General features: G+C 67.4%; 29 protein-coding genes. 24 read left to right on the top strand and 5 right to left on the bottom strand.

What is annotated here, in order from left to right; genetic code table 11:
• Both cpaB and ABIC35_RS09405 read right to left on the bottom strand, forming a co-directional pair.
• Nucleotides 1-1,032, bottom strand: coding sequence for a Flp pilus assembly protein CpaB (gene cpaB, locus ABIC35_RS09410; RefSeq protein ID WP_121074812.1), 1,032 nt, complete (start codon nucleotides 1,030-1,032; stop codon nucleotides 1-3).
• Nucleotides 1,033-1,087: 55 nt separating this feature from the next.
• Nucleotides 1,088-1,561, bottom strand: a complete 474-nt coding sequence (locus tag ABIC35_RS09405; protein WP_121074815.1) for an A24 family peptidase — start codon at nucleotides 1,559-1,561, stop codon at nucleotides 1,088-1,090.
• A 48-nt stretch (nucleotides 1,562-1,609) separates the two neighbouring features.
• On the opposite strand from ABIC35_RS09405, the gene ABIC35_RS09400 reads away from it, so the two are divergent.
• The 9 genes from ABIC35_RS09400 (at nucleotide 1,610) to ABIC35_RS09360 (ending at nucleotide 11,901) form a co-directional block, all read left to right on the top strand.
• Nucleotides 1,610-2,548 carry an alpha/beta fold hydrolase gene (locus ABIC35_RS09400; protein ID WP_121074818.1) on the top strand — a complete coding sequence of 313 codons (939 nt, stop codon included), beginning with the start codon at nucleotides 1,610-1,612 and terminating at the stop codon, nucleotides 2,546-2,548.
• Nucleotides 2,545-3,618: an NAD(P)/FAD-dependent oxidoreductase gene (locus ABIC35_RS09395; protein WP_121074820.1), complete on the top strand. Its 1,074-nt coding sequence runs from the start codon at nucleotides 2,545-2,547 to the stop codon at nucleotides 3,616-3,618. The genes ABIC35_RS09400 and ABIC35_RS09395 overlap by 4 nt, the downstream gene beginning before the upstream one ends.
• A 54-nt stretch (nucleotides 3,619-3,672) precedes the next feature.
• Nucleotides 3,673-4,443, top strand: coding sequence for a FadR/GntR family transcriptional regulator (locus tag ABIC35_RS09390; protein ID WP_121074823.1), 771 nt, complete (start codon nucleotides 3,673-3,675; stop codon nucleotides 4,441-4,443).
• An 88-nt stretch (nucleotides 4,444-4,531) separates the two neighbouring features.
• A complete protein-coding gene (locus ABIC35_RS09385) occupies nucleotides 4,532-4,960 on the top strand; it encodes an acyl-CoA thioesterase (protein ID WP_183049479.1) in 429 nt (142 codons plus the stop codon).
• A 31-nt stretch (nucleotides 4,961-4,991) separates the two neighbouring features.
• Nucleotides 4,992-5,669: a ferritin-like domain-containing protein gene (locus ABIC35_RS09380; protein WP_121074829.1), complete on the top strand. Its 678-nt coding sequence runs from the start codon at nucleotides 4,992-4,994 to the stop codon at nucleotides 5,667-5,669.
• 64 nt (nucleotides 5,670-5,733) lie between these two features.
• A complete protein-coding gene (locus ABIC35_RS09375; RefSeq protein WP_121074831.1) occupies nucleotides 5,734-6,696 on the top strand; it encodes a bile acid:sodium symporter family protein in 963 nt (320 codons plus the stop codon).
• On the top strand, nucleotides 6,696-7,652 hold the full coding sequence (locus tag ABIC35_RS09370) for an NAD-dependent epimerase/dehydratase family protein (protein ID WP_121074834.1): 957 nt from the start codon (nucleotides 6,696-6,698) through the stop codon (nucleotides 7,650-7,652). Before ABIC35_RS09375 ends, ABIC35_RS09370 begins: the two co-directional genes overlap by 1 nt.
• A 368-nt stretch (nucleotides 7,653-8,020) precedes the next feature.
• Nucleotides 8,021-10,987 carry a TonB-dependent receptor plug domain-containing protein gene (locus tag ABIC35_RS09365; RefSeq protein ID WP_121074837.1) on the top strand — a complete coding sequence of 989 codons (2,967 nt, stop codon included), beginning with the start codon at nucleotides 8,021-8,023 and terminating at the stop codon, nucleotides 10,985-10,987.
• Between the two features lie 89 nt (nucleotides 10,988-11,076).
• Nucleotides 11,077-11,901, top strand: a complete 825-nt coding sequence (locus ABIC35_RS09360) for a c-type cytochrome (protein ID WP_121074840.1) — start codon at nucleotides 11,077-11,079, stop codon at nucleotides 11,899-11,901.
• Between the two features lie 22 nt (nucleotides 11,902-11,923).
• Here ABIC35_RS09360 and ABIC35_RS09355 read toward each other — a convergent pair whose 3' ends face one another.
• Nucleotides 11,924-12,247: a hypothetical protein gene (locus ABIC35_RS09355; RefSeq protein ID WP_121074843.1), complete on the bottom strand. Its 324-nt coding sequence runs from the start codon at nucleotides 12,245-12,247 to the stop codon at nucleotides 11,924-11,926.
• Between the two features lie 225 nt (nucleotides 12,248-12,472).
• On the opposite strand from ABIC35_RS09355, the gene leuC reads away from it, so the two are divergent.
• From leuC to ABIC35_RS09335, 4 genes are all read left to right on the top strand, one after another.
• The gene (leuC, locus tag ABIC35_RS09350; RefSeq protein ID WP_121074846.1) at nucleotides 12,473-13,915 is read left to right on the top strand and encodes a 3-isopropylmalate dehydratase large subunit; all 1,443 of its coding nucleotides are present in this window, start codon (nucleotides 12,473-12,475) and stop codon (nucleotides 13,913-13,915) included.
• 20 nt (nucleotides 13,916-13,935) lie between these two features.
• Nucleotides 13,936-14,076 (top strand): hypothetical protein, encoded by a 141-nt coding sequence (locus ABIC35_RS09345; protein ID WP_157105662.1) that lies wholly within the window; start codon nucleotides 13,936-13,938, stop codon nucleotides 14,074-14,076.
• A 98-nt stretch (nucleotides 14,077-14,174) separates the two neighbouring features.
• The gene (gene leuD / locus ABIC35_RS09340) at nucleotides 14,175-14,804 is read left to right on the top strand and encodes a 3-isopropylmalate dehydratase small subunit (RefSeq protein ID WP_121074849.1); all 630 of its coding nucleotides are present in this window, start codon (nucleotides 14,175-14,177) and stop codon (nucleotides 14,802-14,804) included.
• On the top strand, nucleotides 14,767-15,768 hold the full coding sequence (locus tag ABIC35_RS09335) for an NADPH:quinone oxidoreductase family protein (protein ID WP_183049326.1): 1,002 nt from the start codon (nucleotides 14,767-14,769) through the stop codon (nucleotides 15,766-15,768). Before leuD ends, ABIC35_RS09335 begins: the two co-directional genes overlap by 38 nt.
• A gap of 4 nt (nucleotides 15,769-15,772) precedes the next feature.
• Here ABIC35_RS09335 and ABIC35_RS09330 read toward each other — a convergent pair whose 3' ends face one another.
• Complete coding sequence (locus tag ABIC35_RS09330) at nucleotides 15,773-16,891, bottom strand: alpha/beta fold hydrolase (protein WP_121079196.1); 1,119 nt, start codon at nucleotides 16,889-16,891, stop codon at nucleotides 15,773-15,775.
• Between the two features lie 190 nt (nucleotides 16,892-17,081).
• On the opposite strand from ABIC35_RS09330, the gene ABIC35_RS09325 reads away from it, so the two are divergent.
• The 10 genes from ABIC35_RS09325 (at nucleotide 17,082) to nadA (ending at nucleotide 24,708) form a co-directional block, all read left to right on the top strand.
• Complete coding sequence (locus tag ABIC35_RS09325; RefSeq protein WP_183049327.1) at nucleotides 17,082-17,234, top strand: hypothetical protein; 153 nt, start codon at nucleotides 17,082-17,084, stop codon at nucleotides 17,232-17,234.
• Nucleotides 17,235-17,338: 104 nt separating this feature from the next.
• The gene (locus ABIC35_RS09320) at nucleotides 17,339-17,662 is read left to right on the top strand and encodes a DUF1476 domain-containing protein (protein WP_116470848.1); all 324 of its coding nucleotides are present in this window, start codon (nucleotides 17,339-17,341) and stop codon (nucleotides 17,660-17,662) included.
• Nucleotide 17,663: 1 nt separating this feature from the next.
• Entirely contained in the window at nucleotides 17,664-17,903 is a 240-nt protein-coding gene (locus tag ABIC35_RS09315; RefSeq protein ID WP_064313164.1) for a BolA family protein, read from the top strand.
• Between the two features lie 3 nt (nucleotides 17,904-17,906).
• Nucleotides 17,907-18,239 carry a Grx4 family monothiol glutaredoxin gene (gene grxD, locus ABIC35_RS09310; RefSeq protein ID WP_084582175.1) on the top strand — a complete coding sequence of 111 codons (333 nt, stop codon included), beginning with the start codon at nucleotides 17,907-17,909 and terminating at the stop codon, nucleotides 18,237-18,239.
• Nucleotides 18,240-18,399: 160 nt separating this feature from the next.
• Nucleotides 18,400-19,443, top strand: coding sequence for an acyltransferase family protein (locus ABIC35_RS09305; protein WP_183049328.1), 1,044 nt, complete (start codon nucleotides 18,400-18,402; stop codon nucleotides 19,441-19,443).
• Between the two features lie 319 nt (nucleotides 19,444-19,762).
• A complete protein-coding gene (locus ABIC35_RS09300; protein ID WP_121074855.1) occupies nucleotides 19,763-20,131 on the top strand; it encodes a BlaI/MecI/CopY family transcriptional regulator in 369 nt (122 codons plus the stop codon).
• Complete coding sequence (locus tag ABIC35_RS09295; RefSeq protein WP_121074858.1) at nucleotides 20,128-21,819, top strand: M56 family metallopeptidase; 1,692 nt, start codon at nucleotides 20,128-20,130, stop codon at nucleotides 21,817-21,819. The genes ABIC35_RS09300 and ABIC35_RS09295 overlap by 4 nt, the downstream gene beginning before the upstream one ends.
• 122 nt (nucleotides 21,820-21,941) lie before the next feature.
• A complete protein-coding gene (locus ABIC35_RS09290) occupies nucleotides 21,942-22,808 on the top strand; it encodes an MBL fold metallo-hydrolase (protein WP_121074861.1) in 867 nt (288 codons plus the stop codon).
• Nucleotides 22,809-22,896: 88 nt separating this feature from the next.
• Nucleotides 22,897-23,655: a hypothetical protein gene (locus tag ABIC35_RS09285; RefSeq protein ID WP_354278418.1), complete on the top strand. Its 759-nt coding sequence runs from the start codon at nucleotides 22,897-22,899 to the stop codon at nucleotides 23,653-23,655.
• A 51-nt stretch (nucleotides 23,656-23,706) separates the two neighbouring features.
• On the top strand, nucleotides 23,707-24,708 hold the full coding sequence (gene nadA, locus ABIC35_RS09280) for a quinolinate synthase NadA (RefSeq protein ID WP_121074864.1): 1,002 nt from the start codon (nucleotides 23,707-23,709) through the stop codon (nucleotides 24,706-24,708).
• 50 nt (nucleotides 24,709-24,758) lie between these two features.
• Here the strand turns inward: nadA and ABIC35_RS09275 are convergent, their stop codons facing one another.
• Complete coding sequence (locus ABIC35_RS09275) at nucleotides 24,759-25,019, bottom strand: helix-turn-helix domain-containing protein (protein ID WP_220667335.1); 261 nt, start codon at nucleotides 25,017-25,019, stop codon at nucleotides 24,759-24,761.
• Between the two features lie 157 nt (nucleotides 25,020-25,176).
• Between ABIC35_RS09275 and ABIC35_RS09270 the strand changes: the two genes are divergently transcribed.
• Entirely contained in the window at nucleotides 25,177-26,139 is a 963-nt protein-coding gene (locus tag ABIC35_RS09270; protein WP_354278417.1) for a helix-turn-helix domain-containing protein, read from the top strand.
• Nucleotides 26,140-26,162 lie beyond the last annotated feature (23 nt).

Below are 26,162 nucleotides of genomic sequence, written 5' to 3'. Positions count from 1 at the left end.
TCAGTTCTTTCCGCCGACGGGGACGAGGCTGGCATCGCTGCCGCGAACGACGCGCACCACCGGGCCGATGGCTTGTACCACCACCGGCGTGCCGGTGGTCTGGGCCGGCGCGGCCATTCCGGCGGGCGGACCTTCCTTGGCCGGCACGGTGCGGCGCTGGAAGCGCGACACGTCGGCCCCGGTGACATAGGAGTCGCTCTCGTCCTGCGGCCGGCTGGTGGCGCGGGCGAGGAACGCCTTTTCCTTCTTGGGGTCGTCGGGCACGCTCACTGCGCCGCTGGCGATCGCCTCGTCGAGGTCGGTCTGCGTGTCGGCGAGCGAGCGCAGCGACAGCGACAGGGTGCCGACGGTCTGCGCGACGGCGATCTTCTCGGCGATCTTGGGCGTCGCTTCGACCGTCACGGTCGAATAGGCGGTGACCACGGTCTTGCCCTTGTCGTCGGTCTGCTTGTCGGTGCGCTGGTCGGTGGCGAGCACGCGCAGGTTGCGCAGCACCGTCTCCGAAGCGCGCAGCGGCGGGCCTTCGCCGCTCACCGTCTGGGTGAGGATCAGGTCGATATGGTCGCCCGGGAAGACGAAGCCGGCAACCGCGCTCTGAGCGGAGACGGGGACGGTCACCGCGCGCATGCCGGGGCCGAGGGCTGCGGCGAGGAAGCCGCGGTCGCCGGGCTTGACCAGCGCGCCCTGGGTCACCGGCTGGCCGGCGGGCACCGCGAAGCGGACGACGGCGCCCTGCAGCTTGGCGGGCTCGCTCTGGCCGCGGACATAGTATGCGCCCTCGACCAGATCCTTGGGCCAGGGGCGGAATTCGAGCGCGGTGGCGTCGAGGATGGTGCCCACCGGCAGCGCGCGCTTGGCGACCAGCACTTCGGTGGTGTTGACCGGCGCGGCAGCGGAAGCGGCCGGGACGCCCGGCGCCATCGCCCCGGCAGCGGGTGCGGCCGAGCCGAGCACCAGCGTGCGCGCCATGAACGCGGTGATGCCGGCGACCAGCAACGCGCCGACGAGCAGCAATAGCCTACGTGCGTCCATGTGGATTACGCCTTCTCGTATTCTTTGGCCGACCCGGTTGTGGCGGCGTTAATCATCACCCAATCCGGTTAAGAATCGGTTCGTAGAGGACAATTCCGGCGCCCAGCGTGATCGCCACGCCGTACGGCACCTCGATCGCGCCGACGCTGCGGCGGCGCAGCCACTGGGTGAGCAGCATCCCCAGCGTCAGCGCGCCGCCCAGCAGCGACATCAGGACCAGCATCCGCAGCAGCGGCACCAGCGGCAGCCATAGCGCGAGGGCTCCGATCAGCTTGACGTCGCCGCCGCCCATCGCGCCCGCGGCGAACACGCCGATGAACAACACGAAGACGATCGCGGCGCATCCGATCTGGAGCGTGACGTCCGGCCACAGCGCCATGCCGCTCGCCCACCACCAGAGCGGCGCGGCGAGCGCGATGGCTGCGTTCTTGGCATTGGCGATGGTGCGGAAGCGCACGTCCTCCACACCCGCCGATAGCAGGAGCAGCGCCAGCGCGCCGAGCAGACAGGCCTGGAAGATCGCCCCCATGGGCCAAATGGGTAGACGGACCGGCTTACGAAACCGTAACCACGCCGCATGGCAGTTTCCCGGAATTTCGCGCGTGCGATACCCGACGGCGCGGTGATCGACCGCTGGGGCGCTCCCGACGGCTGGCCGCTCCGCCGCTTTCACTGGCCGGCCGAGGGTACCCCGCGCGGCAGCATCCTGTTCCAGACGGGTCGCGGCGATGTGTTCGAGAAGTATCTGGAAAGCTTTGCGCATTGGCACGCAGCAGGCTGGACGATCACCGCCTTCGACTGGCGCGGGCAGGGCGGCTCCGGCCGGCTGACGCCCAAGGGTGATTGCGGCCATATCGATGACTTCGCGACCTATATCGAAGATCTCCGCGCCTTCGCCGTGCAGTGGCAGGCGGAGACGCCGGGGCCGCATGTCGTGATGGGGCATTCGATGGGCGGGCATCTGGTGCTGCGCGGGCTGGGCGAGGGCGCCATCGCGCCGGATGCGGCGGTGCTGATCGCACCGATGCTGGGGGTGCGCAGCGCGCTGGGCAAGCTGGCGCCGCCGCTGGCGCGGGTGCTGGCGCGGCTCGGCGATCCGCGGCGACCGGCGTGGAAGGGCAACGAGAAGCCCTATACGACCGAGACCCGCGCCAACCTGCTCACCCACGACCCCGCCCGCTATGCCGACGAGCTATGGTGGCAGGCCAAGGAGCGCGCGTTGCTGACCGGTCCGCCGAGCTGGCAATGGCTGGTCGCGGCGTTCCGTTCGATGGCGGCGCTGGAGGCGGCGCCGTTGGAGGCGGTCCGCACGCCGCTATTGTTCGTCATCGCCGAGGCAGACGGGCTGGTCGACGCGCGCGCCGCGCTGCGGATCGCGCCGCGGCTGCCGCATGCCGAGGTGCTGCGGTTCGGACCGGAGAGTGCGCACGAGATTTTGCGCGAAGCCGATCCGGTGCGCGATCGTGCGTTGGCCAGGATCGACGGCTTCCTCGATGCGCAGGCGCCGCGCCGATGACGCGGTTCGACGCTGCGATCATCGGGGCCGGTATTGCAGGCGCAAGCCTGGCAGCCGAACTCGCGCCGCATGCGCGCGTGCTGCTGCTCGAAGCCGAGGATCGGCCCGGCTATCACGCGACAGGACGCTCCGCCGCCTTCTGGTCCGAAACCTATGGCGGGCCCGATATCCAGCCGCTCACCACCGCCTCGGGGCCGATGCTGCGCGAGGGCGGCTTCCTCGATCCGCTGGGCGAACTCCATCTGGCGCGGGTCGGCGACCAAGGGCGAGTCGATGCCTTCCTCGCAGCCTTCGAGGGCAGCGGCGTTTCGCTCCACGCGGTCGATCCGCGCAGCATCGTGCCGGGCTTGCGCGAGGATTGGGCGCTCGGCGTCCATGAGCCGGGCTGCGCCTATATCGACGTCGCCGCGCTGCATCAGCATTTCCTCGCCCGCGTCAGGGCGGCAGGCGCGGTGCTGCACTGCTCGGCCGGGCTGACCGGCGCGGTGCGCGAGGGCGGGCTGTGGCGTCTGGAGACTCGAGCCGGCACGTTCGAGGCCGACCTGCTGGTCAACGCCGCGGGCGCTTGGGCCGACAGGGTCGCCGCGCTGGCGGGGGGCGCGCCGATCGGCATTCGCGCCTATCGTCGCACCATGGTCCAGCTGCGCACCGATCCGGCACCGCCTGCCGGCTGCCCGTTGGTCAGCGACCTTGGCGGCAGCTTCTACTTCAAGCCCGAGGCGGGCGGGCGCCTCTGGCTCACGCCGCATGACGAAGTGGACAGCCCACCTTGCGATGCCGCGCCCGAGGAAATCGACATCGCCACCGCCATCCACCGCTTCGAGCAGGTGGTCGATTGGCGCGTGGCCGCACTCGAGCATCGCTGGGCAGGCCTGCGCAGTTTCGCGCCCGATCGTCGACCGGTCTATGGCTTCGATCCGGCGGTGCCGGGCTTCTTCTGGTGCGCAGGGCAGGGGGGCTTCGGCATTCAGACCGCGCCCGCCGCCAGCCGATTGGCCAGCCAGTTGCTGCTTGGTGAGGTGCCCGCGCTAGAGCCCGACCGTTACTTGCCCGATCGGTTTCGGGATTGAGTGGTAAGGCCAAAGGCTTTGCGAAAACCCATCGCTCGCCTATGAGAGTCGGTGATGAAACTGAACCGAAGCAAGCTCTACCAGCGCGTAGCCGCGTCGATCGCCGATGGTATCGAGGGCGGGCGCTGGGCCCCGGGCACCCGCCTGCCCGGCGAACGCGACCTGGCGGAAGAGTATAAGGTCAGCCGGCCAACCATCCGCGAGGCGATGATCGCGCTGGAGATGAAGGGCTGGATCGAGGCGCGCCACGGCTCGGGCCTCTACGTCACCCACCGCGACAGCTCGGGCGGGCTGCGCGAGGACGCGCTCAATCTCGACATCGGCGCATTCGACCTCACCGAGGCACGGATCCTGTTCGAAGGCGAGGCGGCGGCGTTGGCGGCAGTGTCGATCACCGCCGAGCAGCTCGCCGAGCTCGACCAGATCGCAGAGGAGATGGCCGATCCGGCCACCGGCAACGCGACGTTGTTCGATGCCGATCACCGCTTCCACATCGCGGTGGCCAATGCGACCGGCAACGCGGCGATCCGCAGCGTGGTGGAATATCTGTGGGAGCTGCGCACCCGCTCGCCGCTCTGCGCCAACATGTTCGATCGTGCGCGGCGCAACGGCGTCAATCCGCGCTACGACGAGCATCGCCCGATCCTCGACGCGCTCCATGCCCGCGATCCGCACGGCGCCCGCGCGGCGATGCGGCGGCACCTGCGCGGGGTGGTCGACGACCTGCTCGAGGCGACCGAGCTCGAGCTGCTCGAACGTGCCCGCCACGAGCTCGACGCGCGCCGCGACACGCTGGCGAAGCGGCTGGAAATCGGCCCGGCTTGACCGCCTGCCGCTACGGCATCCGCGGCCGCCGCAAGAAGATGTCATGCGGAGCAATTTACTTTGCTGCCGGGTCGCTTGTTGGAACCCACTGGTCTATGATGTCGGGGTGAGCAACGCTGCGATTCCCTTCGAATTCCGGGTCGACGTCGAACAGGACGATATCGACTTCATGGGACATGTGAACAACGCGTCCTATCTGAAGTGGGTGCAGGCGGCGGTGGTCAGCCACTGGCAGGCGCTGGCGCCGGTAGAGGCGGTCGCCGAGCATCTCTGGGTCGCGCTCAAGCACGAGATCACCTATCGCCGCCCGGCCTTCCTGGAGGACGACGTGGTCGCCACCGTCCTGCTGGAAAAGGTGCAGGGCGCCCGCGCCTTCTACGAGACGATCATCCGTCGCGGGTCCGAGGTGCTGGCCGAGGTGAAATCCAGTTGGTGCTGCCTCGATGCCGAGACCAAGCGTCCCGCCCGGCTCGCCAAGGACGTGATCGACCATTTCTTCGTCAAAGGCGTCGATTGACGGAAACATGGCGGACGCATAGCGTCCGGCGATGTTGTCCCCGTTCCGCCGCCGCTATCTCGACCTGCTGGGGTCGATCTACATCTACAACGAGCATCGCGGCTATACGAGCATCGACCGGGTGCTCGAGGCGGTGCGGGCGCGCGCGCCGGACGATCACGCGCTGATCGCCGCGATCGAGAAACATCGTGCCGACGAGCGCAAGCATTACCAGATGTTCAAGCGCTGGTTCGAGCTGCAGGGGCGGATGCCGCTGAAGGTGGACCGGACTTGCGGCCATATCGACCGCTTCGTCGAGATCATGTTCCGCCGCACCATCGATGCGCTCGATACACAGAAGCTGATCGAGGACGACGCCCAGTTCGAGAAGTTGTGTCGGGTGATCTCGCTCACCGAACAGCGCGGCCATCGCCAGGTCCACATCCTGCTCAACCATCCCGCGGTGCTGAGCGACAAGGTGCTGACTCGCATCTTCCGCATCATCGAGAAGGACGAGCCGAGCCATTGGGCCCCCTATGACGGCTGGCTACGCGCGCACGGCAAGCGCGAGCCCCGCTGGTGGGAGCGGGCAGTGGATACCTTCATCCACTCCGAACTGCTGTTCGTGAAGCTGCCCTTCCTGTTCCTGAATCCGTTCGTGAAACGGCGCACCGACTGGGCGGATGCAGGCGAGCCGTTGCACCATATGATAGGCTTGGCTGCGGCCTGAGCGCTTGCACCGTCGTGCAGGCGCGCGCATGGGCACCCGCAGTTTCCATGGTGCGAGTACCCGCATGGCTGCCCTTCGTCGCTGGATCGATCCCTATCTGTTGATGCTGCTCGGCACGGTTGGCCTCGCCGCGCTGTTCCCCGCGCGGGGCATGTGGGCGAGCATCGCCGACGAGGCGGTGACGATCGCGGTGGCGCTGCTGTTCTTCCTCTACGGCGCGCGGCTGGCGCCCTCGGCGATCTGGGCGGGGCTGACCAACTGGCGGCTCCAGCTGACGGTGTTCCTCAGCACCTTCCTGTTCTTCCCCATCCTCGGATTGGGGGCCTATGCGGTAGCCGGGCATGTGCTGCCGGGCGGGATCGCGCTGGGGCTGCTGTTCCTCTGCCTGCTGCCCTCCACCGTCCAGTCCTCGATCGCCTTCACCTCGATCGCGCGTGGCAACGTGCCGGCGGCGCTGTGCAGCGCCTCGCTTTCCAACCTGATCGGCGTTCTCATCACGCCGCTGCTCGTTGCGTTGCTATTGCCTAGCAATAGCGGAGCGGGCTTCTCGCTGTCGCAGCTGGAATCGATCGCAATGCAGATACTGCTGCCCTTTGCCGCCGGGCAGGCGGCTCGGCCGCTGATCGGCGGGTTCATCCTCAAGCACAAGCTGCTGACCATGGTGGTCGATCGCGGCTCGATCCTGCTCGTCGTCTACGCCGCCTTCAGCGAGGGCATGGTGGCGGGCGTGTGGAGCCGCGTGTCGCTCGCCGACCTGGCGCTGGTGCTGGCGTTCAACGCCGTGCTGCTCGGCATCGTCATCGCCACGACGATGTTCGGCAGCCGCAAGCTGGGCTTCAGCAAGGAGGACGAGATCGCCATCGTCTTCTGCGGATCGAAGAAGAGCATGGCCAGCGGCATCCCGATGGCGACGATCCTGTTCCCCGGCGGCGCGGTGAGCCTGATCGTGCTGCCGCTGATGATCTTCCACCAGCTCCAGTTGTTCGTCTGCGCGGTGCTGGCGCGAAAATATGGAGCGCGACCCTGATGCGAATCCTGCTCACCGGATCGTCGGGCTGGCTGGGGCGCTTCCTGGCGCCGATGCTGGGAGGCGCAGGGCACCAGGTCGTCGGGTTGGACGTCGCGCCTGGCGTGGATACCGACGTGCTGGGTTCCGTCGCCGATCGCGCGCTGGTCGAGCAGGTCTTCGCCGAGCATGGCATCGAAGCGGTGATCCATGCCGGCGGGCTGCACAAGCCGGACATCGTGCGGTACCCGGCGCAGGCCTTTGTCGACGTGAACGTCGCGGGCACGCTCAACCTGCTGGAATGCGCGGCGGCGGCGGGACATGACCGGTTCGTCTTCACCTCAACGACGTCGCTGATGATCAGCCAGGCGATCCGCGACGAGGCGGGCGAGTCGGCGGTGTGGCTCGACGATGCGAGCGGCCCACTCGCGCCGCGCAACATCTACGGCGTCACCAAGCTCGCCGCCGAAGGGCTGTGCCGGGTCGCCTGGGCGGAGCAGGGGCTCGCCACGATCGTACTGCGCACCAGCCGCTTCTTCCCCGAGGACGACGACACGCATGCCACGCCGTCGGGCGAGAATCTCAAGGCCAATGAGCTGCTCCATCGCCGGCTGACGGTAGAGGATGCGGCGCGGGCGCATCTGGTGGCGCTGGAGCGGGCGCCGGCGATCGGCCATGGCGTGTTCGTCATCTCGGCGCCGACGCCCTTCGCCCGCGCCGACTGCGCCGCGCTCAAGCAGGATGCCGCTGCGGTGATCGCGCGTGCCTTCCCGGATGCCCCTTCGCTCTACGCGGCACGCGGCTGGACGCTGCCCGCCACCATCGGCCGCGTCTATGATTCGAGCCTCGCCGAACGCGTGCTGGGCTTCCGCTGCGAGACCGATTTCGCCGCGGTGCTGGCGGCACTGCGCGAGGGCGCGGCGCTGCCCTTCGCGCACGACCCCGGCTACGTCTCGCCGAAGGAAATGCTCGGCTGAACGCCCGCGAAGATCGCGCGCCGCTGGTCTGAGTTTTCGATGCCTCCCAAACGGGGCAACCCCATGTACGCGGACTATTGACTTCACCTGCGGTCAACAATAGCGTGGCGATGTTAACGTGAACATAGCTCGATGGGGGCGAAGCCGTGGTGCGCACTAGCGTGTCTCGGGCAAGTCTTTCGCGCGAATTGTAAGATAACCAAGGCGTTGGACTGGAGAGGAGCCGATCGGTAGCCGTGGTGCACTTGTTGCGCCGCGACAGGAATGATGCGTCTTGGCGTTGTCGGCAGGCTCGGCGCGTCCCGCCGCGCATTCGCCGCCGCCTCCCCGCCGGTCCGAACAACGGACGCCGAATCAGGGAGGTGAGGATGTTCTACGACAAGAGGGATCGCCGCCGCGCATTGCTGCGCACCACGTCGCTCGGGCTGATCGTCGCGGGGGCGTGCCTCGCGCCGCTCTCCGCGCTGGCGCAGACCGCGCCCGCGCCGCCGCCGCCAGCGCAGGCGAGCGAGGACACCGTCCCCCAGACCCGCAGCGAAGCGCAGGACAGCGAAATCATCGTCACCGGCTCGCGCATCGCGGTGAGCGGCTTCAACGCGCCGACGCCGACCACGGTGCTGGGCGAGGAGCAGATCGCCGCCAACGCGCAGCCCAACGTCTTCACCACCATCTCGCAACTGCCGTCGCTGCAGGGCTCGTCGGGCACGCAGGTCAACACCTTCAGCACCTCGAGCGGGCAGCAGGGGCTCAGCTCCTTCTCGCTGCGCGGCCTGGGCACCATTCGCACGCTGACCCTGCTCGACGGCCAGCGCGTGGTCGGCGCCAACGTCACCGGCGTGCCCGATGTCAGCCTATTCCCCCAGCTGCTGGTCAAGCGCGTCGATATCGTCAACGGCGGCGCCTCGGCCTCCTATGGCTCGGATGCGGTGGGCGGCGTGGTGAACTTCATCACCGACACGCGCTTCAAAGGCATTCGCGGCAATATCCAGGGCGGCATCACCACCTATGGCGACGATGCGACCGGGCTCGTCCAGCTCGCGGCGGGCACCAGCGCGCTCGGCGACCGGCTCCACCTCGTCGGCAGTGCCGAATATGACAAGGAAGAGGGCATCGGCGGCGGCGCGTTCGGCACCAAGCTCGCCAATGGCCGCGACTGGTTCACGCAGCGCTCGCTGATCGATCGCGGCGTGCTCAATGACGGGTCGCCGCAATATGTCGTGCGCGACTGGGCGCAGTCGATCACCTTCACCAAATATGGCCTGATCACCGCCGGCCCGCTGCAGGGCACGGCCTTCGACCAAAGCGGCCAGCCCTTCCAGTTCCAGTACGGTTCGAACGGCGTTCCCTCGCGCACCGCCAGCGGCGCGGTGATCGGCTGCTTCGCCGGCTTCTGCCAGGGCGGCGATCTTTCGGGCAACATCGACGCCGGCCGCTCGCTCAAATCGGCGATCGAGCGGATCAACGGCTATGCCCGCGCCGGCTTCGACATCGCGCCGGATAACGAGATCTACTTCACCGCCAATATCGGCCAGGTGAAGACCAACAACCAGCCGGTCAACGGCCAGAACCGGCCGGGGCTGACGCTGCAATGCGCCAATCCGTACGTGCCGGCGCTGGTCCAGCAGGCCTGCGCCGCGGCCGGCATCACCAGCTTCCAGTACGGCACCAGCAACGCGGCGCTCGGCAACACCCGCGTTTATACCGATCGTCGCCAATATCGCTTCGTGCTCGGCGGCAAGGGCAAGGTGGAGGTCGCAGGCACGCCCTGGACCTACGACATCTATGGCGAGCACGGCACCAACTATACCGATATCGACGTCCGCAACATCATGCTGTCACGCCGCTTCAACCAGGCGATCGACGCGACGACGCTGAACGGCACGATCGTCTGCCGCGACGCCACGGCGCGGGCGAACGGCTGCCAGCCGCTCAACATCATCGGCGGCAATCCTTCCGCGGCGGCGCTGGCCTATATCATGCCCGAGCATGGGCCCTACCAGCGTACCCGCCAGACCCAGGACGTGGCCAGCATCAACATCTCGGGCTCGCCGCTCGACCTGTGGGCGGGGCCGCTGTCGATCGCATTCGGCGGCGAGTATCGCCACGAATATTACAGGGTCAGCGCCGATCCCTATGGCGCCGGCTTCGCGGCGACCGCCCCGGGCGGCGACTATCCGGCCGATCCGGTGCTGCTCACCACCGGCAACAACTGGTATGCCGGCAACTACAAGAACGGCACCGGCGCCTATAGCGTCAAGGAGGCGTTCTTCGAGGCGAACCTGCCGCTGCTCAATTCGGACAAGCTGGGCCACGCCAATCTGAACGGCGCGGCGCGGGTGACCGACTATACCACCTCGGGCACGGTCTGGGCGTGGAAGATCGGCGGCACCTGGGAGCTGCCGATCGACGGCCTGCGTATCCGCGGCGTCACCTCGCGCGACGTCCGCGCGCCGAACCTGTCCGAGCTGTTCGCCGCCCCGGTCACGACGACGCTGCCCAACTTCTTCGACCCGTTCAACAAGGTCAACGTGCTGGTCATCCAGAACTCGATCGGTAACACCGCGCTGAAGCCGGAGATCGCGCGCAACACCACCGCCGGCATCACTCTCGCCAATCCCGGCTGGGCGCGCGGGCTGAACCTTTCGTTCGACTGGTACAAGATCAAGATCGACGAGGTGATCTCCAGCCTGGCGGCGACTGACATCGTCAATCTCTGCTTCCAGAAGGTGCTGCTGGAGACGTGCAGCGCGTTCAATCTCAGCAATACCGCCGGGCCTAATTTCATCAACGTCCAGGCGTTCAACCTTGCCTCGATCCGCACCGAGGGCTTCGACATCGAGGCGAGCTATCGCTGGGCGCGGCCGCTGGGGCTGCCGGGCAACTTCACGCTCCGCGCGCTGGCGACGCACGTGATCAACAACATCACCGATACCGGGCTGCCGGGCACCGTGCCCGTCGACAATGCCGGCAACAACCTCGGTGCTACGCCCAAGTGGAAATGGCTGGCGGTGCAGACCTATGACAGCGGCCGCTTCTCGCTGCTGGTGCAGGAGCGCTGGTTCACCTCGGGCACGATCGGCAACCAATATGTCGTCTGCCAGAGCAATTGCCCGGCCTCGACCACGCAGCGGCCGACGATCGACAACAACTATATCCCGGGGTCCTTCTACCTCGACGTCGGCGCGACCTTCGACGTGATCAAGGACGTGACGCTCTACGGCAAGATCGACAATCTGTTCGACCGCGATCCGGCACGCTCGACGATCTTCAACAACCCGGCGCTCTACGACCAGATCGGCCGGGTGTACCGCGCCGGCGTGCGGTTCAAGTTCTGAGCGACGCTGGCGAACGCCACTCCGCTTTGGCATAGCCCTTCTTGTTCCCCTCCCGCGTGCGGGAGGGGGGCTTGGAGCAAGGGGACGGCATGCGGATCTTGGCGCGATTGGGGCTGGGCGTGGCGGCGGTGGCGGTGGTGGCCGTGGCTGGGCTCTACGGCGCGTCCGAATGGGTGATCCGCCGCAGCCATGCCGTCCCGCTTACGCCGATCGCCGTGCCCCGCGATGCTGTCGCGCTGGCGGAGGGATCGCGGCTGGCGACGCTCACCGGCTGCAAGAGCTGTCACGGCGACGGCAAGGGGGCGGTGTGGACGCCGGTCGACTGGCGCGAGGGCCAGGTCGCCCCGCCGCCGATCGCCCGCAGCATCGCGCGCTATTCGGACGCCGAACTCGCCCGGCTGATCCGCCAGGGCGTGACCAGGGAAGGGCGAACGGTCTTCATCATGCCCGCCTGGTCGATGACCTATCTCGCCGACGACGATGTCGGCCGCATCATCGCCTGGGCCCGCAGCCTCAAGCCGGCGCCCGACGATGTGCAGGCGAGCACCTGGTTCGGCCCCGTCGGCCGCTGGAAGATCCTCACCGGCGCGACCCGTCCGAGCTTGGTCGCGGACCCGCACGGCGTGGCGAAGCGTCCAGCGGATCCGGGGCGGTATCTGACGCAGGTCCTCTGCTCCGAATGCCACGCACTCACCGAGCCGCGGGTTCATGACGGCAAAGTGGTACCGCCGCTGGCGCCGATGGCAGCGTCCTATGCACCGGCGGACTTCCAGCGGCTGCTGCACGAGGGCGTCGGGGCAGGGGGTCGCGATGTCGGCTTCATGGGAACGATCGTGAAGGAAAACCTTCACGCACTGCGGCCGGAGGAGGTGGCAGCGGTGCAGCGCTATTTGCGTGGGATTGCGGCGAAGTAACCGGTCCGCGTGGACCCGCCGCTCAGTGGCCGCGCGCGGTGACGAACAGATAGAGGAACATGCCTAGGCCGACCGAGAGCATCAGCGGCGCCGCATGGCGACAATAGGTGATGTCGCGCCGGATCGGCTTTCCCTTGGAGCGCGAATCCACGATGCTTCCGGTCGCCGAGAAGGAGATAAGGCCCGCCAGACCGATCACGAGGAAGGTGATGACCAGCAGCGCCAGCGATCGTCCCGCCACCTTGTCGGTCAGCGCGGCCACGCCGCCCAGCGAAAACAGGCATAGCCCGGTGAGGTGCTTGAAGTAATCGTAGAGCAGCGCGGCGCCGTCGTGATTCGCCGGCATTTCTTCTTCTTCCACTGGCCCGCCCCCGTTCCGATTGCGCGACACGCTATGCAGCCGGTGCGACAGCGGTTGCAAGGGGTGTGCTGGGGTGTTGCCGCCCCTCCTGGTCCGCACGACCTTTCCATGGCGTTTAGACAGTGGCAGCCTCGCTACAGGTCAGCTGAGGCGGCAGCAGAAAATGTCCCCAAAGCTTGCATCTGCGCACGATTCGATTAGAGCGCGAGCATGTCGAGTGAACCGCGCACCCTGTACGAGAAGATCTGGGCCGACCATGTCGTCGAGCGCCGGGACGATGGCACCTGCCTGATCTATATCGATCGGCACCTCGTCCACGAAGTGACCAGCCCGCAGGCCTTTGCCGGCCTCCGTGCGGCCGATCGCAAGGTGCGCCGCCCCGACCTTACCCTCGCGGTGCCCGATCACAATCTGCCGACCACGCCGCGCGTCGATGCCGCCGGCAATCCGCTGCCGATCGCCGACCCTGCCAGCGCCGGCCAGCTCTCGGCATTGCGCGGCAACGTCGCGGAGTTCGGCGTGCCCTATATCGACGCACTCGATGCGCGGCAGGGGATCGTCCATGTCGTCGGGCCCGAACAGGGCTTCACGCTGCCCGGCACCACCCTGGTGTGCGGCGACAGCCACACCTCGGCGCATGGCGCGCTGGGGGCGCTGGCCTTCGGCATCGGCACCAGCGAGGTCGAGCATGTGCTCGCGACGCAAACGCTGCTGCTCAAGCAATCGAAGACGATGGAAGTCCGCGTCGACGGCACGCTCGGCCACGGGGTCAGCGCCAAGGACGTGGTGCTGGCGATCATCGGCAAGATCGGCGCAGCCGGCGGCACCGGCTATGTCATCGAGTTCACCGGCGAGGTGATCCGCGACCTCTCGATCGAGGGGCGGCTGACGATCTCCAACATGTCGATCGAGGGCGGCGCGCGCTCGGGGCTGATCGCGCCGGACGAGAAGACCTTCGCCTATCTCAAGGGCCGCCCGATGGCCCCCACCGGCGAGGCATGGGACCGCGCCGTCGCCTATTGGAAGACGCTGCCGACCGACAAGGGCGCGGTGTACGACAAGGTGGTGACGCTGGACGCGGCGGACATTGCGCCTTCGCTCACCTGGGGCACCAGCCCCGAGGACGTGGTGCCGATCACCGGCGTCGTGCCCGATCCCGAGAGCTTCGCCGATCCCTCCAAGCGCGCCGCCGCGCAGCGCTCGCTCGACTATATGGGCCTCACCCCCGGGACCGCGATGCAGGACATCCCGGTCGAGCACATCTTCATCGGATCGTGCACCAACAGCCGCATCGAGGATCTGCGCGCCGCCGCTGCGGTGGTGCAGGGCCGCAAGGTCGCCGACCGCATCCGCCAGGCGCTGATCGTGCCGGGCTCGGGGCTGGTCAAGCGCCAGGCCGAGAAGGAAGGGCTCGACCGGATCTTCCTGGAAGCGGGCTTCCAGTGGCGCGAGCCGGGCTGCTCGATGTGCCTGGCGATGAACCCGGACAAGGTGCCGGCCGGCGAACGTTGTGCTTCCACTTCGAATCGCAATTTCGTAGGGCGGCAGGGCCCGGGGTCGCGCACCCACCTCGTCTCGCCCGCAATGGCGGCGGCGGCGGCGGTGACCGGGCACCTGACGGACGTTCGCGAGTTGATGGCGAACCAGGCGTAATAGTTAAGGGGAGAGACGCCGTGAAAAAGGCGCTCGTCGCATTGATTGCCGGAACGATCCTGAGCGGTGTCGCCGCTGCCTATGCGGGTGCCTATCCGCGGCCGGAAACGCCGATCAAGACCATACCGGCGCTCGAGCGGACTGTCGTCGCACCGCGCTGACGCGGGCGGCCGATTGCCGGAAATTGGGATGGCCGCCGGCCATTCGTTAGGAAAGCTGTGTCCATGCATCTGAACACCGTGTCGGCGGAGCGCCGCTGATGGAGCCGATCCAACAGGTTTCGGGCCGCGCCTATCCTTGGGGCGCCAAGAACATCGATACGGACATCATCATCCCCGCGCACTGGCTGAAGACCACGACACGCGAGGGGCTGGGCAAGGGCGCCTTCGAAAGCGTGCGCGCGGAGCCGGGCAATCTGTTCGACGATCCGCGCTATGCCGGTGCCCCGATCCTGGTGGCGGGCGAGAATTTCGGTTGCGGCTCCAGCCGCGAGCATGCCGCCTGGGCACTGGCCGATATGGGCATCAAGGCGGTGATCGCGCCGAGCTTTTCGGACATCTTCTCGGGCAACGCCTTCAAGAACGGCATCGTCACCGTGGTGCTGCCGCAGGAGGCGATCGACCGGCTGGTGCAGGTGGCAACCGCCAACAATATCACCGTCGACCTGGAGACGATGACCGTCACCACAGACTTCCAGGATCGCTTCGCCTTCGAGCTCGACCCGTTCCGCCGCGACTGCCTGATGCAGGGGCTGGACGAGATCGGCATGACGCTGGCACAAGATACCGCGATTTCGAAATTCGAATCCGCGGTTGCGCACGAACGCCCGTGGATCGCTGTAGGAGGCGGACATGAAGGCGTTGCTGTCGAAGGCATCGGGCGGACCTGATACTCTAAGCCTGGAAGAGGTGGCCGATCCCGTCGTCGGGAAAGGCCAGGTGCTGGTCGGCGTGCGCGCCTGCGCGATCAACTATCCCGACGTGCTGATCATCGAGGACCGCTACCAGTTCAAACCGCCCCGGCCGTTTGCGCCGGGCGGCGAGATCGCCGGCGTGGTCGAAGCGGTAGGCGAGGGAGTCACCGACTGGGCGCCGGGCGACCGGGTGATCGCGGTGCCGGGCCATGGCGGGCTGGTCGAGAAGCTGCTGCTGAGCCCGGCGCAGCTCTACCGCCTGCCCGAGTGCCGCAGCTTCGAGGACGGTGCGGCGCTGCTGCTCACTTATGCGACGACGATCCATGCGCTGCTCGATCGCGGCAAGCTGAAGGCCGGCCAGACGCTGCTGGTGCTGGGCGCGGCCGGCGGCGTCGGGCTCGCGGCGATCGAGCTGGGCAAGGCGTTCGGCGCGACCGTGGTGGCGGCGGTCTCCTCCGAGGAGAAGGCCGAAGCCGCGCGCGCGGCGGGGGCGGATGCGACTTTGGTCTATCCGCGTGGGCCGCTCGACAAGGAAGCCTCGAAGGCGCTGGCCGAGGCGTTCAAGGCGGCGGTAGGCCCCCAGGGCGCGGACGTGATCTATGATCCGGTCGGCGGCGATTATGCCGAGCCGGCGCTGCGCGCAATCGGCTGGGAAGGCCGCTATCTGGTGGTGGGCTTCCCGGCGGGCATCCCCAAGCTGCCGCTGAACCTGACGCTACTCAAGAGCTGCGACGTGTGCGGCGTATTCTGGGGCGCCTTCGCCGCGCGCGACCCCCAGGCCAACCGCGCGCATGTCGACACGCTGTTCCGGCTGTGGAGCGAAGGCAAGATCGCGCCGCGGGTGACGGAGGTTTTTCCGTTCGCCGAGGGCGGCGCTGCGATCGCCAAGATGGCGGCGCGGGCGGTGATCGGGAAGGTGGTGGTGCGGGTGGCGGGGTGACGGCTTAGGACGTCCGGCAATATGGCGCCGCAGCGACGCCCGGCCTGCGTCCCTCTGCGATCGGCCGCACCGCCAGCAGCGCTGCTAGCGTCCGGCCCTGCTCCTCGAGCATCGGCAGGTGCCCTGAATTCTCGAACCAGCAGAGCATCTTGGCCGGCGCATGCAGGCGCTTGAGCCAATCCGCCGCGATCGAGGAGGGCGTCGTGCTGTCGTAGCGGCCCAGGAACAGCACCATGGGCACGTCCAGGCGCGCAAGCGCGGTGAACGACACGTCGGCAAGGCGCGGCCACATCGTCGTCGCGGTCAGCGCGCTTCCCTTGCCCCAGGCGGCGCGGTCCTGCGGCGTGTAGAGCGGCGAAAGCTTGGTCGAGTCGAAGTAGAAGTCGGCATCCGGTCGCTGCCCGGCCAGCGACCCATAGCGGTTTGCCCATTTGCGCCAGGCATCGGCCTGCTCGATCGTGAACGGCCCGCTGTCCGGATAGGGGCGCAGCGCGGCGATCGCGCGCACGGCCTCGTCGTCGCCGCGGGCGCGGGCAAGCTTGAGCGTGTGCGCCATGCCGACCCGCTCGTTCTCGCGAAAGTCGATCAGCTGGCCCATGCCGATATAGGCGTGGAGCAGATCGGGCCGTTTCTGCGCCACCGCCAGCCCGACGGCCGAGCCGAAGCTGTGGCCGAGCACGAATATCTTCCGCTTCCCCAGCCGGGTGCGGAGCTGCTCGATCAACGCGATCGCGTCGTCCCGATACCGCTCGAAGCTCATCGACGCCGCGATCCGGGCGGGATCGTTGAGCGCATAGGATCGCCCGGCGCCGCGCTGGTCCCATTGCACGACGGTGTAAAAGTCCTCCCACGGCCGCTGGAAGCTCCATGCCATCGGCATCTCGACCGATCCGGGGCCGCCATGGATGTAGAGCAGCACCGGGTTTGCCTTGTCGGCACCACGGATATTCACGACCTGCCGGGCGCCACCGATGTCGAGGGTAAGCGTTTCGTCGATGCCGTTCGGCGTCACGATCTTCTGCACGTCGGCGATGATGGCGCGGGCCTGATCGAGGCCGTCGGGGCGCGGTGTCCCGGCCGATTGCGCGTGGGCATCGGCCGGACTGCCCAAGGCGATTGCCATCAGAAGCGTACGCGCGTTCCCCTTCATGGCGTTACCCTGCTCCCTTCCTCGATCCGGTAACGATGATCGGGACCGTTCTGTCGAGATGCCCGCCCTCCGATACAGTTGCCGGGGTTTGTCCGTACGCATTCAGAAGTGTCCGGAGCCAAGGGTAATTGCAATCCCCAGGATGCGCCTGCAACCTGTGGCGATGGCAGACGTCGTCGAACTCGTATTTCAGTGCTTTTGGGAAGGCTGCGTCGAGTTCCTCTATCGGCGTTGGGGCTGGCCCGGTGCCATCCTGGGAATTGTCGCGCCGTTCGTCATCGCGGGTGGCATGATCGCGCTGTTCTTGCGCGCATGATTGCGGCGGAAGGAGGCGCCCGACCCCGCCATCCGGAACCTCCCCCGTTGCCAGCGCGGCCCCGCCCTCCTATCTCGGGCCCGAGTTTAGCTAAGGGGCATATGATGACCGCATTCGACGATCGCGAACGGGCGTTCGAGGCGAAGTTCGCGCGCGACGAGGATATGGCGTTCCGCATCACCGCGCGTCGCAACAAGCTGCTCGGCCAGTGGGCCGCCGCCAAGATGGGCCTCACGCCCGAAGAGACCGACGCCTATGCCAAGGCGGTCGTCCAGGCCGATTTCGAGGAAGCCGGCGACGAGGACGTGATCCGCAAGCTGCTCGGCGACATGCTCGCCGCCAATGTCGAGATCGACGACGCCACCGTGCGCCGCGCGATCGAGGAGCAGACCGTCGAAGCGCGCCGCCAGCTGATGGAATCCAAGTAACATGCCGATGCCCGCTGCCGAGATCGAGGCGCTGATCCGCGCCGGCATCCCCGATGCGCAGATCGAGATCACCGATCTGGCCGGCGACGGCGACCACTATGCAGCGCGGGTTGTCGCCCCCATGTTCCGGGGCATGCCGCGCGTGCGGCAGCATCAGGCCGTCTATGCGGCGCTGGGTGGACGGATGGGCGGCGTGCTCCACGCGCTGCAGCTGACCACCGAAGCGACGCCCGAGGAGTAAGCAATGACCGACGATACCCAGGCCCGCATCCAGCAGCTGGTCGACGGCAGCGACGTGCTGCTGTTCATGAAGGGCAGCCCGCTGTTCCCCCAGTGCGGCTTTTCCAGCCGCGCCGTGGCGATCCTCAACCATCTCGGCGTCGAGTTCGACAGCGTCGACGTGCTGCAGGACCAGGGCGTCCGCCAGGGCATCAAGGCGTTTTCCGACTGGCCGACCATCCCCCAGCTTTATGTGAAGGGCGAGTTCGTCGGCGGTTCGGACATCATGATGGAAATGTACGAGAGCGGCGAGCTGACCCAACTGATGGCCGACAAGGGCGTCGCGGCTTCGGCCTGAGACGCGGTTCGTACCGATCGACGGAAGGGCTCTCGCCGGTGGCGGGGGCCCTTTTTCGTTTTTGCGCTCGCGCCGAGCGATTGATCCATTTGCGATCCACTCCGACTGGAGTGCGGCCCGCGGCTGCGCCAGGCCACCGATGCAACCGGAGGGGTGGGCGATGGCGATCGAGCGTACCGACGCGACTCTTTGGTCGATCCAGTATCTTCGTGCGGCCGCGGCTGTCGGCGTGATCGTGTTTCACCAGATGCAGATGCGGCACCGGATATTCGGGCTGGGCGAGCATGGGGTGGACCTGTTCTTCGTGATCAGCGGGTTCATCATGGTCGCGCTCACCGACGCGCGGCCGACCAGGCCGCGGACGTTCCTCCTCGATCGCATCGCCCGGATCGTGCCGCCCTACTGGATCGCGACGCTGTGCGCCTTTCTGGTCGCGGCCGTCGATCCGTACTTTTACCATGGTTCGACCGATCCGGGGCTGCTCGCCAAATCCCTGTTTTTCGTGCCCGCGCGCAACGCCTTCGGCGAGATCGAGCCGACGCTGTTTCTTGGCTGGACGCTCAATTACGAGATGTTCTTCTATGCCGTGTTCGCGCTGACGCTGTTCCTGCCGCGCGGCCGGCTGGTGGTGCTCTGTACGCTGTTCGGTGCGCTGGTGGCGATCGGCAGGCCGATGCACCCGACAGGGGCGGCGACGACCATCTATACCGATCCGCTGCTCCTGGAATTCGCGGCGGGCGCAATCCTGGGGCGCGTGTTCGGCGCGGGGGCGGCAGTGCCGGCGAGTCTGCGCCAGGTGCTTGCCGCGCTTGCGGTTGCGCTGGTGCTGACGTTGCTGGCCTTCTGGTCGGGACGCCTCCTCTTCGGTGCTGTCGCGGTGGTGCTGGTTGCCGGCGGGCTGCTGCTGGAGCGTGGCGGAGCGATGCCGCGCCTGCCATGGCTCAAGCTGCTCGGCGACGCGTCGTTCGCCATTTATCTGTTCCAGCAATTCGCCTTCGTGCTGGTGGGCAAGAGCTTGGCCCTGACAGGGCGACTGCTCCACCATGCGGTGCCTCATCTGCTGATAGAAGCGCTGAACATCGTGGCGGCGATCGCGCTGGGCCTGCTGGTGCTGCGGCTGCTCGAACGGCCGTTGACAAAGACGGTCAAAGAGGCGCTGCGTCGGCTGAGCGGCGAGCCGGTTGGGCTGCGCGCGGCGGCTTGAACCGCCTCGAGAGGGTGTGACGCCGGTGCGGGCAGGTCGATGGCCATGCCGGTGAACCATCGACCCGCCCTGAAGCGTCTTTGGGGGACGCTGGAGCATTTTTGGGGAATGCTCCGGGTGCCTCTCACGTTGCAGGGTGCGTGCCAATTCCCGCAACGGACGGTGTTCCGCGGGGTATGATGGTGAAGCGCCGTTAACCGCACCGCGCAGGTGTAAATTTCCCCGACGCTTTGAGCGCGCGTCCTCCGGTTCATCCCGTATTCAGCAGCTTGACTACACACGTAAACGCAGCGATTACATGCGTAGTCAGTGAGGGTGTATGACCGAGCGAATCAGCGAAGCCGAACATGCAGTGATGGAAGTGCTCTGGGAGGAGTCGCCGCTCACTGCGCAGGAGGTGGCCGAACGCGTGCCGGCCGATCGCAGCTGGAGCGGTAATACCGTCAAGACGCTGCTCGGTCGTCTGCTCGCCAAGAACGTGATCGCGCATGAGGAAGAGGGGCGACGCTATCGCTATCGCCCGCTCGTCGCGCGCGGCGATTATGTGGTGGGCGAGTCGCGCAAGCTGATCGACCGGCTGTTCGGCGGCCGGCTGACCCCGCTGGTGGCGCACCTGGCGGAACGCGACGCCATCACCGACCAAGACATCGCCGAAATCGAAGCTCTTCTGAAGGAGCTGAAGCAATGACCGGCTGGTGGATCGAAACCATGCTGGCGAGCACGCTGCTGATGCTGCTCGCGCTCGTCCTGCGCGGGCCCGTGCGCAAGGCGTTCGGGCCGCAGCTCGCCTATGCGCTGTGGGTGCTTCCCGTCGCGCGGATGCTGCTGCCGCCGCTGCCGGGGCAGTGGCATCTCAGCGAGTGGCTCGCCCCGCTTACCCGCAAGGTGGCCGAGGGGCCGAGCATGGCAGTGGGCGTTTTCCAGGGCGACGCCGCGCCCGTCGTCGCCGACAAGGCCGGGGCGATCGAGATCGATATCGGCATGGCGGTGGATGCCGCGCCGGTCGCCGCCGCCAGCCACCATGCGCCGGCGGTGCTGGCCACCCCGACGACGGGGATCGAGGGGCTGAACGTCTCGCTCTCGCTGCTCCTGCTGCTTTGGGCCACCGGCGCGCTGCTGTTCCTCGGCTATCACCTCGTCGCGCATCGCCGCTTCTGCCGGCACCTTCTGTCGCGGGCGCGGGTGGATCGCACCGTCGCGCAGGGCCGGGTGCGGGTGATCGAGACCGATGCCGCGCACGGCCCGCTCGCCTTCGGCATCTTCCGCAAGTACGTCGCCTTCCCGCGCGACTTTTCCGAGCGCTATGACGAGGTCGAACGCGATCTCGCGCTGGCGCACGAACTCGGCCACCATCTGCGCGGCGACCTGATCGCCAACTGGGTCGCGCTGATCGTGCTGGCCGCCCATTGGTTCAATCCGGTCGCATGGCGGGCGTTCCGCGCCTTCCGCGCCGACCAGGAAATGGCCTGCGACGCCCTGGTGCTCGCCGGCCGCGCCCAGGCACTGCGCCATGCTTATGGCCGTGCGATCGTCAAGTCCGCGCATGGGGGCGCGGTCTCGGCGGCTTGTCACCTCCACACCATAAACGACGTCAAAGGGAGATTGCGCATGCTCTCGATCCACCGGAAGCTTTCCCCCATCCGCATCGGCGCGGGGCTGGCCGGGATCACCACCGTTTCGCTCGCCGCGCTGGCGCTGACCGCCTCGGGCAGCCAGGCCGCCGAGCGGATCCGCGACAAGATGACCGCGGCGATCCAAGCGCAGGACGTGCCGGTAGCGCCCGCTGCCCCGGCTGCACCGGCGGCGCCTGCGGGCTCCGCCGCACCCGCTGCTCCGGCAGCGCCCGCTGCGCCGCGGGTCTCGCCCGTGCCGCCGGCGCCGCCTGCACCGCCGGTCGCGGAAGCCGGTGCCGGCAAGCATCAGGTCGTCCGGATCGACCGAACGGCGAGCGACGGCAAGGCGATCAAGAAGATGGTGATCATCCATCGGGACGGCACCCGTCGCGAAGTAGACATGCCCGACATGGCGGCGATCCAGGCGAGCATTCCGGAAATCCGCAGCGGCACCTGCGGCAAGGGTACCGGGCCGACGGTCGAACACCGCCGCGAGGGCAACAAGCAGATCATGATCATTTGCAGCGACCGCATGGCTGCGATGAGCAGCGATGCCGGGCTGATGGCGATGCACAGCAAGGCCATGGCGATGAACACCAAGCAGATGGCGATGAACAGCGCGCTGATGAGCCTGCAGCACGCCCGCCGCACGGTCGAGATCCAGTCGAGCCTCAGCCCCCAGCAGCGTGCCGAAGCGCTGAAGGGGATCGACGAGGCGCTCGCCGAACTGCGCAACGACGCGAACGACGACAGCGACGACTGAGTGTAGCGCGCCGCCGCAACGTCTCACGGCGGCGTGCTCGGCGGGGCCGGCCTACTCCTTCGGGGCCGGTCCCGCTCCCCCTGCACCTTGCTCTGGGGCCCCCAATCCCCAAATGCATCGTCATGACCGACGACGCGCCCACGGGCCTTGCGATGACGCTCGAACCGCTGGTGACGCGGGTGCTGGCGAACAATCCCTCGCCCTTCACCTTCGAGGGTACCCAGACCTATCTGGTGGGTACTACCGACCTGGCGGTGATCGATCCCGGTCCCGACGATGCCGAGCATCTCGCCGCGCTGCTCGCGGCGATCGGTGGGCGGCCGGTGCGCGCGATCCTGTGCACCCATACCCACCGTGACCACAGTCCCGCCGCGCCCGCGCTCAAGGCAGCGACGGGCGCCCCGATCACCGGCTGTGCGCCGCTGGTGCTCGACGATGCCGGCCCCCGCGCCGATGCTTCGTTCGACACCGGCTATGCGCCGGATGCCGTCCTCGCAGATGGAGAGCAGGTGGCGGGGCAAGGCTGGACGCTCACCGCGGTGGCGACGCCGGGCCACACCTCCAACCATCTCTGCTTCGCGCTGGAGGAGAGCGGCGCGCTGTTCACCGGCGACCATGTGATGGGCTGGTCGACCACGGTGGTGGCGCCCCCCGACGGCAACATGGCGGCCTATATGGCCAGCCTGGAGAGATTGATGGCCCGTGCGCAGGACCGGATCTATTATCCGGCGCATGGCGACCCGATCGAGCGGCCGCAGCGCTTCGTGCGCGGACTCGCCGGGCACCGCAAGCAGCGCGAGGGACAGATCCTGCGGCTGCTGGCGGAAGGGGTGGGCGCGGTGACGGACATGGTGGCGCGCATGTATGTCGGGCTCGATCCGCAGCTGCACGGCGCGGCGGGGCGATCGGTGCTCGCCCATCTGCTCGACCTCGAGGCACGCGGACGCGTCGAGGCGCTGGGTGGTTCATGGCGGCTGCTGCCCGAGTAACGATCCAAAACGGGTATAGTAGAATTGCCCGGATTTGCAGAATTGCCAAAGTAGAGCTATACCGAGCCCAAATCGGAGGGGTGAGGAAATGGCAACGATTGCGCAGGCGCCGCTCCGCGTGCGTGCTGGGGACACGCGTTTCTTTCTGGTGATGGCGTTCGTCATGGGCGCGATCGATGTCGCCGGCTTCTCGCTCAACCTGGCGGCAGGCCGCTCCAGCTTCGCGGTGCCGCTGATCTTCCACGTCCACGCCTTCGTCTTTTTCGGCTGGATCGCGCTGTACATCGCGCAGAACGTGCTGGTCGACAGTGGATCGATGGCGCTGCATCGGCGGCTTGGCTGGGTGGCGCTGTTCTGGGTGCCGCTGATGGTTGCTCTCGGCACGTTGATGACGGTGCTCTCGGTCCAGCACGGCGCGCCCTTCTTTTTCGACGTCCGCCAGTTCCTGTTCAGCAATCCGCTGCAGTTGCTGCTGTTTGCCGGCTTCGTCGGCGCGGCGCTGGTCCTGCGGCGGCAGACCAGCTGGCACCGCCGGCTGATGTATTGCGGCATGGCGATCCTTACCGGGCCGGGCCTCGGGCGGTTGCTGCCGATGCCGCTGTTCATGCCCTATGCCTGGTGGGTGACGGTGGTCGCGGTGCTGGTGCTGCCGCTGATCGGCGCGATCGCCGACCAGCGCCGCGCGGGCCGCGTCCACCCTGCCTGGATCTGGGGCATCGGGATGATGCTGGCGGTGCAGCTGACCGCCGACGCCATCGCATTCAGCCCTGCGGGCACCGCCTTCACCCGCAGCATCACCGCCGGCACCGCCGGCAGCCATCGCCCGATCACGCCTGCCTTCCCTTGATCCCGCGGCCCGACCGGGCCATGTGGCGGGCGAACCACGGGAGTTTTGGGAATGGACGCGCGCAACGGCATCGGCGGCAGCCTTAGCGGACTCGATCTCCGCGCCGAGATCGAGCGGCTCCGCAAGGAGCGTAACGCCGTCATTCTGGCGCATTATTACCAGAAGCCCGAATTGCAGGACCTGGCCGATTTCGTCGGCGACAGCCTCGATCTCAGCCGCAAGGCGGCGGAGACCGATGCGGACGTGATCGCCTTTTGCGGCGTGCGCTTCATGGCGGAGACCGCCAAGATCCTCTCGCCCGACAAGATCGTCGTGCTGCCCGACATGGACGCCGGCTGCAGCCTGGAAGACAGCTGCCCGCCAGACCAGTTCGCCGCCTTCCGCGCGCAGCACCCCGATCACATCGCGCTGACCTATATCAACTGCTCGACCGAGGTGAAGGCGCTGAGCGACATCATCGTCACCAGCAGCTCGGCCGAGAAGATCCTCGCGCAGATCCCCGCCGACCAGAAGATCATCTTCGGCCCCGATCGCAACCTGGGCGGCTATCTCCAGCGCAAGACCGGCCGCGAGCTGCTGCTGTGGCCGGGGGTGTGCATCGTCCACGAGGCATTCAGCGAGACCGAATTGCTCAAGCTCAAGGCCGAGCATCCCGGCGCGCCGATCGCCGCGCACCCCGAATGCCCGGCCTATATCCTCGATCACGCCGATTATGTCGGCTCGACCAAGGGCATTCTCGATTTCTCCAAGACGATGCCCGGCGACACGCTGATCGTCGCGACCGAGCCGCACATCATCCACCAGATGCAGAAGGCGATGCCGGAGAAGAACTTCATCGGCGCGCCCGGTGCGGACGGCAACTGCAACTGCAACATCTGCCCCTACATGGCGCTCAACACGATGGAGAAGCTGTACCTCGCGCTGCGTGACCTCAGCCCCAGGATCGAGATCGAGGAAGGGCTGCGCGTGCAGGCGAAGAAGAGCCTCGATCGCATGCTGGAACTGGCGAGCGGCACGGTGGGGCAGGGCGATCTGGGACCGGTGCCCGCCTGATCGTCGAGCGGTCGAGAACCTAGAGCGCCTTCGCCCAAGGTGAAAAAGCTCTAGCCGCGCGCTTCGGAAAACAGCGCGCCTAGTCGCGCTGCGGTGTTCGCAAAGCCGATCGCGTATACCGGCGCCTCGCAGCGATCGAACCGGGCAGACTCGAGCGCGATCAGGTGGTTGCAGTCGATGCAGGTGCGGTCGGCGAGCTGTTCGAGCGACCATCCCAATGCTTCGCGACTATCGCGAAGCGCCGCCGCGGCGACGATCCAACTGTCGGGCCAGCCCCCGGGCCGGCTTCGAGGCCCATTTTCCGGCAGCATTCCCTGTTTCATTTTGATACAGCGACCTCAGCTACGTCGACCAGCCCATTGATCTGGGCTAGTAACGATTCTCTATTTTCGGGTTACTCATTCTGAGTGGGGTGAATGAGGACTTGTGTTATCTTTCCCGCTGGGGCCGATTTTGCCGATGCAGGATATGATCCGATCCGCGCCTGTCCTCGATTGCAAGCACCCGGTGATGCCGCACGGTCGGCTGATCGTGCGGCTGATCGCGGCGCTGGAGACGACGATGGTCGCAGCAGGCGTGCGCGCGCTGGACGGTGATCTCGACCGGTCGATCATCTTCATGGTGGTGGCACGCGCGAGCGAGATGCTGTCGCCCCACGGCGCGGGCCATGCCCGTCGCGACGGACGCGGGGCCAAGGCAATCAGCATCAATGCGCTCGCCGCCTCGCTCGGCCGCCCCTTCGAGACGATGCGGCGGCATATCCATGCGCTGTGCGCGGCGGGCCTGTGCGAGCGCGGCCCTGCCGGTGTGACGGTACCCGAGGCGGTGCATGCACGCCCCGAGATCGTTGCGCTGTTCCGCGGCAACCACGATGCGCTGGTGGCGATGGTCGAGGATATGCGCAGCTTCGGCGTGCCGCTGCCGGAAACGCGCGCGCATGTCTGCTATGACTGGCATACCGGCCTCGCCGCCGCGCATGACGTGCTGCTGACCGGCATCGAATTCCATGCCCACCGCTTCCAGTCTTGGACCGACCTGGTGCTGGCCAATGCGATCCTGTGCGCCAATGCGCGCCCGCTCACCGAAAATCGGGATCTGGCGCTGGCCTATGCCGAGTTCAGCACGTCCCCGCCCGACGGCCTTTGGCAGCCCGTTTCGACCGGATCGGTGGCGCGGGCGCTGGGCCTGCCGCCCTCGACCGCGCATCGCCGGGTGGCCGCGATGATCGAAACCGGCTGCCTCGCCCGCCGTTCGCGCGGCGTGGTGCTCACCGAAAAGGCGCTGACGGACCCGGAGCGAATCGAAGAGAGCCGCACGAGCATGCTCCACGTCCGCCAGATCCTGATCCGCCTCGCTGCCGGCGGCTTCCGCTTCGACCAGCCTGCCGCCAACTATCTCGACGGACGGCCCGCGCCGCTGCAGATCGCGTAGACGCGCGCGGCCGGGGATTCTAC

The organism is Sphingomonas trueperi, assembly GCF_040545965.1.
Taxonomy (GTDB): domain Bacteria; phylum Pseudomonadota; class Alphaproteobacteria; order Sphingomonadales; family Sphingomonadaceae; genus Sphingomonas; species Sphingomonas trueperi_C.
Note: the sequence above shows the minus strand (reverse complement) of the source record. Positions and strands in the feature narration are given on the sequence as shown.